General features: G+C 56.1%; 12 protein-coding genes and 2 pseudogenes. 11 read left to right on the top strand and 3 right to left on the bottom strand.

Annotated elements, in window-relative coordinates; genetic code table 11:
- Nucleotides 1-26: 26 nt before the first annotated feature.
- From JCM25354_RS15480 to JCM25354_RS00200, 5 genes and pseudogenes are all read left to right on the top strand, one after another.
- Nucleotides 27-2077 (top strand): annotated as a pseudogene (locus JCM25354_RS15480) (DNA polymerase III subunit gamma/tau).
- Between the two features lie 18 nt (nucleotides 2078-2095).
- Nucleotides 2096-2418, top strand: a pseudogene (locus JCM25354_RS15475) (YbaB/EbfC family nucleoid-associated protein).
- 28 nt (nucleotides 2419-2446) lie between these two features.
- Nucleotides 2447-3043 carry a recombination mediator RecR gene (gene recR / locus JCM25354_RS00210; RefSeq protein ID WP_025884513.1) on the top strand — a complete coding sequence of 199 codons (597 nt, stop codon included), beginning with the start codon at nucleotides 2447-2449 and terminating at the stop codon, nucleotides 3041-3043.
- Nucleotides 3040-3804, top strand: a complete 765-nt coding sequence (locus JCM25354_RS00205) for an SDR family oxidoreductase (RefSeq protein WP_035446527.1) — start codon at nucleotides 3040-3042, stop codon at nucleotides 3802-3804. Before recR ends, JCM25354_RS00205 begins: the two co-directional genes overlap by 4 nt.
- Nucleotides 3773-5710 (top strand): glycosyltransferase family 2 protein, encoded by a 1938-nt coding sequence (locus JCM25354_RS00200; protein ID WP_025884511.1) that lies wholly within the window; start codon nucleotides 3773-3775, stop codon nucleotides 5708-5710. Before JCM25354_RS00205 ends, JCM25354_RS00200 begins: the two co-directional genes overlap by 32 nt.
- 15 nt (nucleotides 5711-5725) lie before the next feature.
- Here JCM25354_RS00200 and JCM25354_RS19575 read toward each other — a convergent pair whose 3' ends face one another.
- From JCM25354_RS19575 to JCM25354_RS00190, 3 genes are read right to left on the bottom strand one after another with little or no spacing between them, the layout of a single operon-like run.
- Complete coding sequence (locus JCM25354_RS19575; protein ID WP_051537106.1) at nucleotides 5726-6025, bottom strand: hypothetical protein; 300 nt, start codon at nucleotides 6023-6025, stop codon at nucleotides 5726-5728.
- A complete protein-coding gene (locus JCM25354_RS19570; protein WP_051537104.1) occupies nucleotides 6022-6279 on the bottom strand; it encodes a hypothetical protein in 258 nt (85 codons plus the stop codon). The genes JCM25354_RS19575 and JCM25354_RS19570 overlap by 4 nt, the downstream gene beginning before the upstream one ends.
- Nucleotides 6279-6605 carry a TIGR02300 family protein gene (locus JCM25354_RS00190; protein ID WP_025884510.1) on the bottom strand — a complete coding sequence of 109 codons (327 nt, stop codon included), beginning with the start codon at nucleotides 6603-6605 and terminating at the stop codon, nucleotides 6279-6281. The genes JCM25354_RS19570 and JCM25354_RS00190 overlap by 1 nt, the downstream gene beginning before the upstream one ends.
- A gap of 183 nt (nucleotides 6606-6788) precedes the next feature.
- Between JCM25354_RS00190 and aroA the strand changes: the two genes are divergently transcribed.
- From aroA to JCM25354_RS21855, 6 genes are all read left to right on the top strand, one after another.
- Nucleotides 6789-8132 (top strand): 3-phosphoshikimate 1-carboxyvinyltransferase, encoded by a 1344-nt coding sequence (gene aroA / locus JCM25354_RS00185; RefSeq protein WP_243443808.1) that lies wholly within the window; start codon nucleotides 6789-6791, stop codon nucleotides 8130-8132.
- Nucleotides 8132-8764, top strand: coding sequence for a (d)CMP kinase (gene cmk, locus JCM25354_RS00180; RefSeq protein ID WP_025884508.1), 633 nt, complete (start codon nucleotides 8132-8134; stop codon nucleotides 8762-8764). Before aroA ends, cmk begins: the two co-directional genes overlap by 1 nt.
- A 319-nt stretch (nucleotides 8765-9083) precedes the next feature.
- The gene (gene rpsA, locus JCM25354_RS00175; RefSeq protein ID WP_025884507.1) at nucleotides 9084-10778 is read left to right on the top strand and encodes a 30S ribosomal protein S1; all 1695 of its coding nucleotides are present in this window, start codon (nucleotides 9084-9086) and stop codon (nucleotides 10776-10778) included.
- Nucleotides 10779-10979: 201 nt separating this feature from the next.
- Nucleotides 10980-13655, top strand: a complete 2676-nt coding sequence (locus JCM25354_RS15465; RefSeq protein WP_243443807.1) for a glycosyltransferase family protein — start codon at nucleotides 10980-10982, stop codon at nucleotides 13653-13655.
- Between the two features lie 26 nt (nucleotides 13656-13681).
- Entirely contained in the window at nucleotides 13682-14335 is a 654-nt protein-coding gene (locus JCM25354_RS21860; RefSeq protein WP_243443806.1) for a hypothetical protein, read from the top strand.
- A gap of 20 nt (nucleotides 14336-14355) precedes the next feature.
- Complete coding sequence (locus JCM25354_RS21855; RefSeq protein ID WP_243443805.1) at nucleotides 14356-15054, top strand: hypothetical protein; 699 nt, start codon at nucleotides 14356-14358, stop codon at nucleotides 15052-15054.
- The last annotated feature ends 137 nt before the right edge of the window (nucleotides 15055-15191 follow it).

The raw sequence follows: 15191 nt of genomic DNA, 5'->3' as shown, positions 1-15191 counted from the left end.
AAGCAGCCGGTCTCGCTTTTTTGCGCATGACGCCTTCAGACGATACCCCCACACCGGAAGATATCCCGCTCCCCCCGATTGAGGAGGGCGGGTTCTTCGATGCCCCTTTGGCGCCTGCGCCAGTTGCGCCCCCCGAGCCCAGGAAAACGGCAGAGCGCAGCGGGCCCTATCGCGTTCTCGCGCGCAAATACCGCCCCCAGCATTTCGACGATCTGATCGGTCAGGACGCAACGGTGCGTATTCTGCGCCGTGCTTTCCAGCTCGGCCGCGTGGCGCATGCGTTCATGCTCACTGGCGTGCGCGGCGTCGGGAAGACCACCACCGCGCGTATCATTGCCCGTGCGCTGAACTGCATCGGCGTTGACGGGCAGGGTGGCCCGACTGCCGACCTTGTGGTGTCTGTGCCAATTGCACGGCGATTCTCGCCGATCGTCACCCCGACGTGCTGGAGATGGATGCCGCCTCGCGCACGGGCGTAGACGACATACGCGAAATCATCGAGGCAACGCGCTTTCGGCCCATGCAGGGCCGCATGAAGGTCTTCATTATCGATGAGGTCCACATGCTCTCGCGCAATGCGTTCAATGCCTTGCTAAAAACGCTCGAAGAGCCGCCCGAGCAGGTGACGTTCATTTTCGCGACGACCGAATTGCGCAAGGTGCCGGTCACTGTGCTGTCCCGATGCCAGCGCTTCGACCTGCGCCGTGTGCCGCAGGAAATGCTGATGCAGCATTTCGCCGGAATCGCCGAGAAGGAATCGGTCGCGTTCTCCGATGAGGCGTTATCGCTCATCGCCCGCGCCGCCGACGGTTCCGTGCGCGACGGGCTGTCATTGCTCGATCAGGCCATCGCCCAGGGCGAGGGGGAAGGCTCAGCACGTATCGAAGCACCGATGGTCAGCGCGATGCTCGGTCTCGCAGATCGCCAGAGCGTTTTCGACCTTTTCGAAGTGCTGATGCAGGGCAAGGCCGATCAGGCGCTTGAGATCAGCGGTCAGGCTTATGCGCAGGGTGCCGATCTTGGCATTTTGCTGACCGATCTGCTCGATCTGATTCATATCATCTCGCGTCTGAAGGCCATTCCCAGCCTTCGTCATAGCCGCGAACTGCCTGAGGCAGAGCGCGATCGTGGTGCCTCGCTCGCTGATAGATTACCCAATGCCGAGCTCGGCCGTGCGTGGCAGATCCTGCTCAAGGGTGTTCAGGAGGTTGAACAGGCCCCCGATCGACGGGCTGCGGCAGAAATGGTGCTGATCCGGCTCTGCTATGCCAGTACGCTGCCTACCCCCGATCGTTTGGCGCGTCTGGTCATGCAGATGCCGGCTGACGGGCAGGAAGGCGGTGGCTCTGCTGCTTTGTCGGGTAACGCACTTGGCGATGGATCAGGTGTCACGGCTCGCGGCGCGATGGTCGGGGGCGCACCCGATGGTGGTGATGATCGCCCTCGCGCTGCATTGCGTCTCGTCGCCAATGGCGGTGTGGCCTATGAAGCGCCAATCCTTGCGCCGAATCCTATTCTGACACCGGCGCCGCCGCCACCTGAGATCGAAAGCGTCGAGGCGCCGATGCCTTTGCGTTCCTGGCGCGAAATGGTGGCCTTCGTGGCGCGTGAGTCAGAGGCGATGCTGCACGGTATTCTGCGCCATTCAGCGCATCTGGTGCGTTTCGAGCCGCCGCGTGTCGCGCTGCGCATGGCGCGTGGCACACCGCCACGCATCGAGACACGGCTTCAGGCCCTGCTTGAGCGCGTCTATCCGGGTCAATGGCAGATCGAGACCTCGCAGGAAGAAGGCGAGCCGACACTTGATGAACAGGGTGCCGAGATTGTCGCGCTGCGTCGTGAGGAGTTGCATGCGCATCCGCTTTTGCGCGCCATTCTCGATGTCTTTCCCGATGCGCGCGTGGGGGAGCCCAAGGATCTCTCGCTCGATGAATACGGATTGCCGCCAGAGGAGCTGGAAGCCCCTGAGAGCTGGGCGACAGAACCGGCGGCGCCCGATCTGGACTTTGCCCCTATCGATGCCGATCTGATGGATGATGATGACTGGCATGATTTTGGGGGCGGGTCTTCTTTCTAGTTTCAAGGAGTAAGAGTTATGAAAAATCTTGCGGGTTTGATGAAACAGGCCTCACAGATGCAGTCGCGTATGGAAGATGTGCAGAATAGCTTAACGCGCTGACAATTGAGGGATCCTCCGGTGCGGGGCTGGTAAGTGTCGCCCTGAGCGGCAAGGGTGATATGCGGGCTATCAGGATTGATCCGAAACTTGCCGACCCGAATGAAGTTGAGATGCTTCAGGATCTGATCGTTGCGGCTTTTGCCGATGCAAAGGCCAAGGTCGAATCGGCCAATGCAGAAGAAATGCGCAAGGTCACTGGTGGGATCGACCTGCCTGCCGGGCTGAAATTCCCGTTCTGACTGATTCTTCCGAGAGGGCAGGGCTATGATGGGCGGTGGCGATGTCGAAAGGCTGATCCAGCTATTATCACGCCTGCCGGGTCTGGGCCCGCGTTCGGCGCGGCGAGCGGCGCTTGTGCTCCTGCGCGCGCCGCAGGCAAGATTGCTGCCTCTGGCCCAGGCCATGGAGGCAGCAGCGCATTCAGTTCGGAGCTGTCATGTCTGCGGGACACTGGACAGCAGCGACCCCTGCAGTATCTGCGCCGATCCCACCCGTGATCACGGGTTGATCTGTGTGGTCGAGACCGTGGGGGATCTCTGGGCTCTGGAGCGTTCACGCCTGCATCCTGGGACATATCAGGTACTGGGTGGGGTGCTCTCGGCGCTTTCCGGTACAGGACCGGAAGATCTGAACACAGCCTCGCTCCTGTCGCGTGTTGCCTCCGGTGAGGTACGTGAAGTCATTCTTGCGCTTGGTGCCACGGTCGAAGGCGCCAGTACAGCGCACTGGCTTCAGGAAAAACTTGCAGCTTACGAGGTAACAGTGACGCGTGTCGGTCATGGTGTGCCCATCGGCGGTGCTCTCGATGTTCTGGATGACGGCACCCTGGCGGCGGCGCTTTCTGCAAGACGGCCTGCACAATGAGGCAGGAGTCAGGAGGGGGAGCAACTATATCACCTGCCATTCCCCGCGTAGCTCTCGTGACCGGTGGCGTCAGGCGCATCGGTCGGGCAGTGGTCGTGGCTCTGGCTCAGGAGGGATTCTCGATTGCTCTCCATTGTCGAAGCCATGCTGACGAGGCGCGTGCTCTGCTCAGGACGCTTGATGTGCCTGGCCATGTTCTGAAGGCGGATCTTTCACAGGAAGATCAGGTCTCACGCCTCGTCAGTGAGGCCCGGGATGTTCTTGGCCCGGTGGGGGTGCTGATCAATAATGCATCGGTCTTTGAGCGGGATGAATGGCATGACGCCAGCCGTGATTCATGGGACCGCCACATCGAAACTAATTTGCGTGCACCTTTTGTGCTTATGCAGGATTTCGCCCGTCTTCTGCCTGATGATGCAAAAGGAATGATACTCAATCTTCTTGATCAGCGTGTCTGGAACCCGACACCGCATTTTGTGAGCTACACCCTTTCAAAGGCGGGACTATGGACCCTCACCCAGACCATGGCCCTTGCGCTTGCACCACGTATCCGCGTCAATGCAATTGGTCCTGGCCCGGTTCTGCCTGCAATCGGGCAGAGCGATGAGCATTTTGAGAGGATTCGTAATAATTCTCCACTACAAACAGGAGCAGATCTAGAGGAAATTGTTGTTGCTATGCGATCATTACTGCGTATGCCCTCAGTAACTGGGCAGATGATTGCGCTGGATGGTGGTCAGCATCTACAGTGGCGTGCTTGATATAGAAAAAGGTGTACCGGACGAGATGGCCTCATTCCAGTTTCGCATGGCCGATGGCGAACAGGTAACCTGTCGCGTAACGCGGATCATGACCCATCATGAGACCCTTCTCGACCTCGACCCCGCAACGCGACTGTTGAGTCATCGACCTGAAGAGTTTTCCCGTGAGACAGTGGTGGTCACCTGGTCCCTCATGCCTGGTTTCGCTCTGCTGATCGGTTCGGACGGAACATGGCCAGAGGCTCCATCGGCGACCTGTCCGAATGGCTGGTCACCTGTCTTTTTACCCCTGAGTGTGATTGCGATGCCCGAGGAGAAGTGGGCCTTAAAGCGTTATCGCAATTCCTTTTTTGCAAGAGCTGAAGACGGAACCGGGCGTGTCTATTTCGACGGGCAGCTCATATCGGATTGGGAACGTTACCAGTTGCTATCGATTGACACCGTTCCTAGTGTCTGCCTCAGGGATTTCGCAGCTGCCTTTGCCGAGTTGGTCAAGGGGCGTGAAGATCCTCCTGCCGTTCTGAAGGCGCTCGCTGCCTGTCCGCCGTCCTTTCTGCCGCACTTGCTAGATATGATGTGTGATTTTCTGGCTCCCGGGATACTGGACGTCTTTGCCAGACTCTTTATCGCTGATCTCAAGGCAGGCACGGAAAGTGTCGCTTCTCTCTGTTCTCGTATTCTATCCACGCTACCGCAGGGCGGCTGGATCTCAGAAGGGTTCCAGCGTCTTCATGAATGGCAATCCGGCAAGCTCCTGTCTGTTCAGGCTGCGGGGGCGTCGTATGATTTCCTGGGCTTTCAGGAGAATATCGGCAAGGATGCGGTTTACTGCATTGGGGCCCGGCTTCTGAGCGTCGCTAGGCGTGCCATATCCCCCACGAAAACCCTCGCATTACTGGCAACCGCGCGTGACGAAGGTGTCTATCTTCTGGAATGGATCGCCCATCACAGGCGTATAGGTGTGGAGCAGTTTTTTATCTATACCAACGACCTTACGGACGGATCGGACAGATTGCTGTATCATCTGGCCCAGGCTGGTGAGATCATCTGGATTGATAACAGCGGTGCGGCGCCGGAGCGCATCAACATGCAGGACAAGGCGTATAATCATGCCCTGATGATATTGCCTGAAATCCTTGATTATCGATGGTGCCTCGTGGTCGATCTGGATGAAGTGGTCTTGCCCTCGAAGGAAGTCGATCATCGTTTGCCGCCTCTCCTAGAAGCACGAGAGCGGGAGGGAGCTGAAGCGGTAACGATGTCGTGGCGGGTGCTGACATCAAACCGTCACCTTGCCTGGACACCGGCTCTGTCAGCAGAACGTTTTGTCGAAACAGAGAAGCATGTCCTTCTCAAGACGGCATTCCGAACCAACCTGTTCTCTGGCGCATCGGCACACCATCCTGTTTCCCGCGAGCGGGATATTATTCCCTACATGACTATTGACGGAGAGCAGCATAAGAACGGGGATCTGACGAATTATGATATCAATTTCTCTGCTCATCCAACGAACAATGCTTTTATTTGCCATTACCATGTGCGATCTCTTGAGGAATACGTCTGGAAATTTGCCCGTGGTGAAAATGATGGAACCGGTGTTCTGAAGAAAAAGCATTTCCGATACAACAACCCCGGTATTTTTGAGCTTTTTGTTACTCGTTTCGATCTCGATGGGCCGCAGCCCGCTCGTATTTTACTGGAAGATATTCAATACGGTATCAGGCGGCTTCTTCGTCTTCCTGGCGTTGCCGAGGCGCAGGCGGAAGTCGAGCATCATTTTCGGTCCCAGTCTTCTGCCTATGTCGAGCAGAGCCTTGAAATCATGACCCAAGATGATCGCATTGCTTCTGATGTGAAGGACAAATGGCGTATTCTGGTTGATGCTTGGCGGCAGCTCTCCCGTTGAAGGAGAGGCAAATTTCTATTCGTTCGAGCTATTTAGCGATTTGAAACCTGCAATGAGGTAATTTTCCTCGACCAGAGAAAAGGATTTTCCGTCATTGCCACGGGCGAGAAGCGCGCGATTGCGCAGAAGAATACCTGGCGGCAGATCTGAAATCTGGCTTTTCAGAGGTTTGCGCGTGAAATGAAGCGAGGCGACAACGCGGCCGAAAGGAGTCGTGGAGGTCTCCAGTTCCCGGTTCATTTCTGCCGTCAGACGCTGGGGGACATACCAGTTCCATGCATCCGAAAGGGCAATATTCCCGCAACGCAGGCTCACATGTCGTACACGGATCGTTTCGCCCGGAGCCAGAGTAAAGGCATCATAAGGAGGAGAGAGATTGCTGGCGGGGAGCTGATCGCCGTAACAGCCATTCCGGGATAAAGCCGATGGCAGTAGCTCTGCAGTACAGCAGTGGCACTGGCCTGCGTATCGAGCGCCTTGCTCAACTGAGCTGCGGTTTCTGCCAGTGAGGGAACAGGAGCCATGCAGAAAAGAAAAAAGCCGGTCAGACCGGCTTTTCCCAACGTCATCAATTCTCGTTATCGTCGTTGTCTGACGTGACTTCGATCTCCGAGCCGAGATCGTCGTCATCATCATCCAGATCGGACGCATCTTCCAGGACGTCATCATCACCGTCGTCATCGGCATCCAGATCGACGTCGATATCATCGTCGTCGCCTTTCGGAGCGTCTTTCGTCTGGTCGACGGGAATATCGCCACCGCGCTTGGGGGGGGGCAGATCGCTGGGCTGTTCAGCGCCACATTTGGGGCAAATCGCGGGAGCGCGATTCAGGTCGTAGAAACGCGCGCCACAAGAGACGCATATGCGCTTCAGACCGAGTTCTGGTTTTGCCATGATGACTACCTGTCGATCCTGAACCGGTTGAAAGAAGGAGAGCGGCTTGCGCCGCGAAGCACGGGGCCATGCCAGCTTGCGCACGTCATGTCAAATGCAAGCTCGGGTTTTCATGTTAAAACAGCCATGAAAACGGACTGCGGCAATTGACAGCCGCGGCGCTGCATCGGAATGAACGCTATCATGGAACATCATCCCTCTGCCCCCGCCATTCCTCTGTCCGTAGCGCGTAATCCTGGTCCACTCCAGGGCGCGATTCGCGTCCCCGGTGACAAATCGATCAGTCATCGCGCGTTGATGCTGGCCTCTCTTGCAGAGGGGCGGACCATCGTGACAGGGCTGCTGGAGGGAGAGGATGTCCTTCGTACTGCCGATGCCATGCGTGCCCTGGGTGCAACGATTACCCGGGAGGCGGATCGCTGGATAATCGACGGACGGGGCGTCGGTGCTCTTACGGAGCCGACGGATGTACTGGATATGGGTAATTCAGGCACTGCGGCGCGCCTTCTGACAGGCATTCTCTCAAGTCATGCTCTGACAAGCTTCATGACCGGTGATGCCAGTCTGCGTGGAAGGCCAATGCGTCGCGTGACCCAGCCACTTTCAGGCAATGGTGCCTGTTTTGCGACGCGCCTTGGTGAAAAGCTGCCGATGGCGATTATCGGAACAGGCGAGGCAACACCGATCTCCTATCGCTTGCCGGTTGCCTCGGCGCAGGTCAAATCTGCCATTCTGCTTGCCGGCCTCAACGCGGCGGGCAAGACACGTGTGGAAGAACCCGTGGCAACGCGTGATCATACCGAAAACATGCTGCGTCATTTCGGTGTCAACGTGGATGTTGGTCTCACACCAACGGGTGGAAGGGTTATCACGCTCGAAGGCCGTGCCCGTCTGAGGGCGCGGGATGTGGTGGTACCTGCGGACCCGTCTTCGGCCGCTTTCCCGATCGTGGCAGCAAGCCTGGTTCCGGGTTCGGAGATCCGGTTGCCTGGCGTAGGTCTCAATCCGCTGCGTACGGGGCTTTTCACTACGCTACGTGAGATGGGGGCAGTACTCGATATCGAGAATGAGAGGATCGAGGGAGGTGAAGCTGTAGGTGATCTGGTGGTACGTCATGCGACATTGCGTGGTGTCGATGTGCCGGCCAGTCGTGCACCTTCGATGATCGACGAATATCCCGTACTGGCCGTGGCCTGTGCCTTTGCTGTTGGCGCTTCACGTCTGCGCGGTCTGGAAGAGCTACGTGTCAAGGAAAGCGACCGTCTTGCGGCGACCGTTGCCCTGCTCAAAGCCAATGGTGCCGATGTGCGTGTTGAAGGTGATGACATGATCATTGAGGGGAATGGAAGCGCTGAAGGGCTCGGGGGCGGTCTGGTCGAGACCCATATGGATCATCGTCTTGCCATGAGCGCGATTGTATTTGGCCTTGCGGCAGAAAAGCCGGTGACGGTTGATGACACGGGCTTCATCAATACAAGCTTTCCTGGGTTTGTTTCCCTTATGGCGGCAATCGGAGCGTCCTTGTGATGCGCCTCATTATTGCTGTTGATGGTCCTGCAGCTGCGGGTAAGGGTACTCTGGCAAAGGCGCTCGCTATGGCGCTTGGTTTGCCCCATCTGGATACGGGACTTCTTTACAGAGCGGTGGCCCGTCAGATGATTCTGTCAGGACTCGATCCTGCATCCGATGACGGCGAGCAGACCGCTCATGCGCTCCAGCCGGCAGACCTGCTTCGTGATGATTTGCGCGTGCCTGAAATCGACCGGGGTGCAAGTGCCGTTGCAACACAGACACCCGTACGTGCGGCGCTCCTGAAGCGTCAGCGCGAATTCGCTACTGCGAGCGGGGCCGTGATTGACGGGCGTGATATCGGCACAGTGGTTTTTCCCGATGCCGATCTCAAGTTTTTTGTTACGGCCAGTGCGGCTGTGCGGGCGCTGCGTCGGTATCAGCAGCTACACGGCGTGGCCAAGCCGGATCAGGCTGACCTTGATCTTCTGGCTGCAGAGATTGAAGCGCGAGATCGCAAGGATGCTGAGCGTCCCGTCTCCCCTTTGCGTCAGGCAGATGACGCAATTCTGGTCGAAACTGATCATCTCGATGCCCAGGCAGTCCTGGCCCATGCTCTTTCCATTGTGAAAACGCGTTTTGCAACCTGATTGCAGGTCCTCAAAAGAATTCCGGAGTCAGATAGGGCAGTAATTCAGGGCAGGAAGGTCAATGTCCTGCGTCTCTCGGGACAGAATTGCCAGAATTAATCTCTTTTCCAAGGTTTTCATTGACAAGCCCCCTCATGCGGGTGTCTGAGGGGGCAAAGCGTATTGTCCCCTGCGCTTTCCCGTCTCATGTTTGGCATGGCGGAATTTTTTCCAGGAAGGCTCATGGGTGGACCTGAAATCATGAGCAGGACGTCCGGCCGAAGTGTCGGGCGCAGACATTGGCCCGATCATCACGATCGGCCCAGGATTACGAAAACACATGGCTTCAGCCACCAATACCGTCGAAGACTTCGCAGCTCTTCTTGACGAGACCCTCGGCCAGGACACGGGCTTTGACGGCTCCGTCGTTACCGGTCGCGTTATCCGCCTGACGGATGAATTCGCGATCGTTGATGTCGGCCTCAAGAGCGAAGGTCGCGTCTCGCTCAAGGAATTCGGACCGCCGGGCGCTGCGCCTGACGTGCGTCCGGGCGACGTGATCGAGCTTTATGTCGAGCGCTACGAAGATCGTGACGGCTCCATCGTGCTGTCGCGCGAGAAGGCCCGTCGTGAAGAGGCATGGACCTCGCTCGAGCGCGCATTCGCGAACAACCAGCGCGTCAACGGCACGATCTATGGTCGCGTCAAGGGCGGCTTCACGGTTGATCTCGGCGGCGCCATGGCGTTCCTTCCGGGCAGCCAGGTCGATATCCGCCCCGTGCGCGATGTCGCTCCGCTTATGGGCCAGCCCCAGCCTTTCCAGATTCTCAAGATGGATCGCGCCCGTGGCAACATCGTTGTCTCGCGTCGTGCCGTTCTTGAAGAGACCCGTGCAGAGCAGCGTTCCGAGCTGATCCAGGGCCTGAAGGAAGGCATGATCCTTGATGGCGTGGTCAAGAACATCACTGATTACGGTGCGTTCGTTGATCTCGGCGGCGTTGATGGCCTCCTGCATGTCACCGACATTGCCTGGAAGCGCATCAACCACCCGTCCGAAGCGCTGCAGATCGGCATGCCGGTTCGCGTTCAGGTCATCCGCTTCAACTCCGACACGCAGCGTATCTCGCTGGGCATGAAGCAGCTTGAGGCTGATCCGTGGGAGAACGTGGCGATCAAGTATCCGCCGGGTGCTCGCTATTCGGGTCGCGTCACGAACATCACCGATTACGGTGCGTTCGTTGAGCTCGAGCCGGGCGTCGAAGGTCTGGTGCACGTTTCCGAGATGTCCTGGACGAAGAAGAACGTCCATCCGGGCAAGCTGGTCGCGACCTCGCAGGAAGTCGACGTCATGGTTCTCGACGTGGACAGCGCCAAGCGTCGTATCTCGCTCGGCCTGAAGCAGGTTCAGCGCAACCCGTGGGAGCAGTTCGCCGAAGAGCACAAGGTCGGTTCGACCATCGAAGGCGAAATCCGCAACATCACCGAATTCGGTCTGTTCGTGGGTCTCTCTGCCGATATCGACGGCATGGTGCATATGTCCGATCTTTCCTGGGACGAAGCCGGCGAAGCAGCCATGGCCAAGTTCGAGAAGGGGCAGGTCGTTCAGGCCAAGGTGCTCGACGTTGACGCCGAAAAGGAGCGTATCTCGCTCGGCATCAAGCAGCTGCAGGAAGATCCGGCAGCCGACACCCTGTCGCGCGTCCATAAGGGCGACATCGTGACCTGCCTCGTGACGTCGGTTCAGACCAACGGCATCGAAGTCAAGGTTGACGATGTTCTGACCGGTTTCATCCGTCGCGCCGAACTGGCTCGTGACAAGGCCGAGCAGCGCCCCGAGCGCTTCGCCGTTGGCGAGAAGGTCGATGCGAAGGTTGTGTCCGTCGATCGCGCTTCGCGCAAGCTGGCTCTGACCATCCGTGGCCGTGAGGTCGAGGAAGATAAGGCAGCGATTAACGAATACGGTTCGTCCGACAGTGGTGCATCGCTTGGTGATATCCTCGGTGCAGCGATCCGTCGTCGTAATACAGAAGTGTAATCAATAGATCATCTATCGAGACACTGGGAAAGGGCTGCTTCGGCAGCCCTTTTTCTTTTTTTATTGTTTCCCCGGAAGGTAACTTGATCTGAAATCTGTCTTCTGAGACTTTTGCTAATATGGTCTTTGAGGTAAGGATAATCTGAACGGCAAGAGGGAATTGCCCCTACTTGTTGCGAAGACACGATAGCGGGGGGCTTTATGGCTGTTATCTACAATACGAATTACACCCATAACCCCAATTCATATCTGACCCTTGCGGTAGAGCGTGCGGCACGTGAGTTGTTTGGTGCCGATCAGATCCTGCTGGCAGATAATATGACCCTTGGTGCTGCTGCTGCGTCGGGCGAGCATGATACGCTGATCTGTATTGACGGGCAGCGGATCAACATGCAGCTGATGCGTCGTATCCGCCCGGCTTTCAAGACCATGATTCTCTGGACCTTTGAAGATCCCTTCATGCTGGATTTCAATGTTCAGAATTCCAGTCTCTTTGATTATGTCTTCACCAATGATCCCTCCTGCGTCGATCATTATCGTGGCAAGGGGCATTATCTGCCGCTTGGAGCCAGTCGGACTATCCATCAGCGTGAGGTGAAGGATGGTGAAGCACTCGATTACGATATTTTTTTCGCGGGCACCATGTGGCCCAACCGTGTCGAAACGCTTCGTCGCATCATCGCGGCCTTTCCACAGGCTCGGCTCAAGCTGATCTGCCCAGGCAATGAATATCTGCCTCCGCTTCCGGCTGATCTGGCTGAACTGGCCATTCAGCGGCCGGTGAGTCATGAGGCGTTCATCGATTTCGCGAATGCGAGTGCCGTAACGCTTACCATGTTTCGCGATTATGCAAGCCATGGTGATGTCAGTCAGGCCACGGCGCCTGGGCCCCGGTTTTATGAGCTTGCTCTTGCTGGTGCCGCTCAGGTGGTCGAGGCCCCCGAGAGTATGGATACAAAATATTTCGCAGATATCGAAGGTACGTTTCTCGCCCGCGATGTCGATGGCGTAGTAAGCGCCGTTGCTGCCTTGCTTGGTGATCACAAACTGCGACATGATGCGGCCTTGTCAGGTCAGAAATCTGCGCAGGAAGCGCATCTTTACGAGCATCGTCTGCTTCGGATGGCAGAAATTACAGGTGCCAATTTCGGTCGTATTACGCCCGGAACCGAATTGCTGCCTCGTCGCCGTCGTCTGCGCGTGCTGATGTGCACTCATTCCACAATTCATGAAGCAGCTTGGGGAGGGGTCGAGGTTTATCAGCAAACCCTCTGCTCGATGCTGGGGCGCGAGATAGAATTCTTTTACTGGCTGCGTCGTGGTACTCATTGCCGTCTGACCACGGCAAACGGGCAGGAAGTCGAACGTTATGACGTGCCTGAAGTAGGCTGGATGGATGCAATGTGCGATGGGCCGGAAGAGATGGCCTTTTCGAATGCGATCAGTCAGTATAATTTCGATATTGTGCATTTCCAGCACCTTGGTCACCACGCCTTGTCACTCCCCATTATCGCGAAAGCGTGTGGCACCGGAGTGGTATTCTCAGCTCATGATTTCTGGTTGATCTCTTCGCGCTACAATCTGCTCAATCAGGATCTACGCTATGTCGAGGATGAGGTAAAATCAGTCGTCGCTAGCGATATTATTCTCAAGGTTGCCGAGAATATCGAATATGGTGGCGAACAAACACGACGTGCCTTCATTGCGAAGATGTTGCACTCGGTTGATATGATCCTGTTCGGTACCAGGCATTCGCGCAACCTGACACATGAAATCTACCCGATCCTTGATCAGAAGCGCAGTCTGGTTCTCGGTATTCCTTCACCCGAGAATACAATTCCCATTGTGCCCAAGGTTTATGAACCGCTGGGTGATCGTCCGCTTCGGGTTGCGATTGTCGGTAATTTCCTGCGTACCAAAGGTGCTGACACGATCCTGAATCTGATCGAGATTGCCCATCCCGAACATATCGAGTTCCATATATTCGGCTATATCCACCCCGAATATGATGCGGTGATCAGTGGCAAACCGCGCCCGAATGTGAAGGTTTATGGCCGTTATTCAGCAGGTGATATCGTAGCGCTTCAGGTGGCTGATGTTGCTCTGAATCTTTCCATATGGCCTGAGACCTATTGCATTTCTCTCTCCGAGGCCTGGCAGAACGGCCTGATTCCGATCGTGACTGATGTGGGCGCGCTGGGCGATCGTGTGGAAGACGGCATTAACGGGTTCAAGGTGCCGATCGGTCGTGCCAATATGGTTCTGGAGCGTCTTGAACTGCTGCGTTCTTCCGAAACGATCCGTCGATCGATTATGGAGAATATTACTCCCGCCCTCTGGACGCAGGCCGAGACCTACGCAAACGACATGCGTACTGTTTATCGCGAAGCGGCACCCGTGCGTGAGCTGGGTACGGCGGAGATGCAGATTGATGCCGGACAGGTGCATCTGCTGCCGCATGCTTCATGGCGTCACCAGGCTCCGCCGCGTCATATTTTCGATCCGCCAACCATTCGCGATCTCTCTGTAGAAATGCCTGAGCCCGTTTCGGACTGGTTCGCTATCCAAGGGGCTGAATATTATATTGATGACGTTTGTCATTTTGTTCTGGCAGATAATGAACCGGAAGATTTCGGCGGTGCCCATGAATTTCACATCCGGGGTTGGCATGTCCTCCCAGGTGTCAGTTCTGCGGGCTCGATGTATGCCGTGTTGGTTGGCGATGACAGAACACCACTGATCTTTCTGCCTTGCATCAGGGAAACACGTGCGGACATTCTCTCCATCTACCCAACGCACCTCGTCGGGCAGGGTTTTCCGGGCAGGCAGCACTGCGCGGTAAATGGTGTGAGGGTATATTCCGCGTTGCTCTGGTAAATGTCATTAATGGCATGGGCGCCTTCATGGTTACTTCGATTGAAATAACCGTCAAGGAAGGCAAGATCGAAGAAATTCAGGTTGAGCGTCCTTCCAACGACCAGATCATGCGCGATTTTGACCGGGTCTCTCATGCTGATGGTCATTTGCGCGGTATCAAACTGAACCGGCTACATCGTCAGATCCAGTTCCATGCTACAGATAACGACTTCCAGCATTATATAGACTCGCTCAGTGGACTGATCGGCGATCCGGCGCCTTTGCTGACCGATGATGGAAATCTCTTTATCCGTGGCTGGGGTTTCCTGCGTCACCTCGAGCGCGCAGGCACAATGTCGGTAGCATTGACTGGTGGCGAAACAAACGAAGCCTTTTTCTTTTCTCTCAACCGCTTCCTGCGTCATGATGTAAAGACGATTTTCTCTGATGCGCCGCTTTGCGTCGGGTTTGAGGGCTGGCTGTCAGTTTCTTCCGGCTATGCAGTCGAAATGAACGGTAGATACAGACTTTGCCTTGTCAATACGGTGGGGGAACAGATTGGTATCAAGGCGCTTGATGTAATCGTGACAGTCTCAGGAGGTGTTATTACTTCGGTAGTGCATGCAGATCTGGATGAAGATGCTGTGCGGCATGCCGTTCGGACCATTGAATCAAGCCTTGTCCCTGTATTGGCCGCCTGAAACGCGTACGGAACGCCTGCATGCAGTACGAGCGCAAACCCAAGTGGCAAGTCGTCGATGAAGAATGGTACCTTGGTCAGTATCTGTCAGTGGCTGAGGAAATGGCCACTCATGGGTATGCCACTGCTACAGAACATTATGAGGGTGTGGGAAAGTCGTTTGGACTTTCTCCCAACCGTTACTTTGACGAGGCTTGGTATCGTCAGGCCTATCCGGATGTCTATGCGGAGATATGCCGTGGTGGATTGAGCTCCGGTTTCGATCACTATTGTACGGCAGGATACGCATCGAACTCACCGCACTGGCTTTTTTCTGAGCGGTATTATCGTACACGCTATGCGGATCAGGTGCTTGAGCCAGTCATTCGCGGATTGTATCGTAATGGATATGATCATTTTCTTGAAACAGGTGATAGCGAAGGTCTGACAGGACACTGGTTTCTCGATGCCGAATGCTTTGCCATGCTTGTCGGGGAGGATGACGCAGGAGTAAAGCAGGGCGCGTTTCGTACCATTATAGAGCATGCACCTGATCTGCCTGATAATGGACGGCTGTCCTGGTATTTTGATCCGGTCTGGTATCGGGAGACCTATCCGGAAGTCATTCGTGAAATTGAAACAGGCCGCTACAGTTCGACCCTGAATCATTATCTGACCAATCAGACTCCAAGCGCTTCAGCCCTCAGGCCCAATTCGATGAGACATATTATACCCGTGTAAATGCCGATGTTGCGGAATGTGTCGAGGGTGGAATTTTTCGGAATGGATATGACCATTTCGTTCAGTTCGGCGGAAAGGAGGGACGCAATCCTGTAGATGGCGTCGTATTAAAGGCTTTCGGCGAACGACCCGAGGTC

The organism is Asaia prunellae JCM 25354 (assembly GCF_000613885.1).
GTDB classification, from domain to species: Bacteria; Pseudomonadota; Alphaproteobacteria; order Acetobacterales; family Acetobacteraceae; genus Asaia; species Asaia prunellae.
The sequence above is the reverse complement of the archived record's forward strand: the minus strand, read 5'-3'. Positions and strand labels throughout refer to the sequence as shown.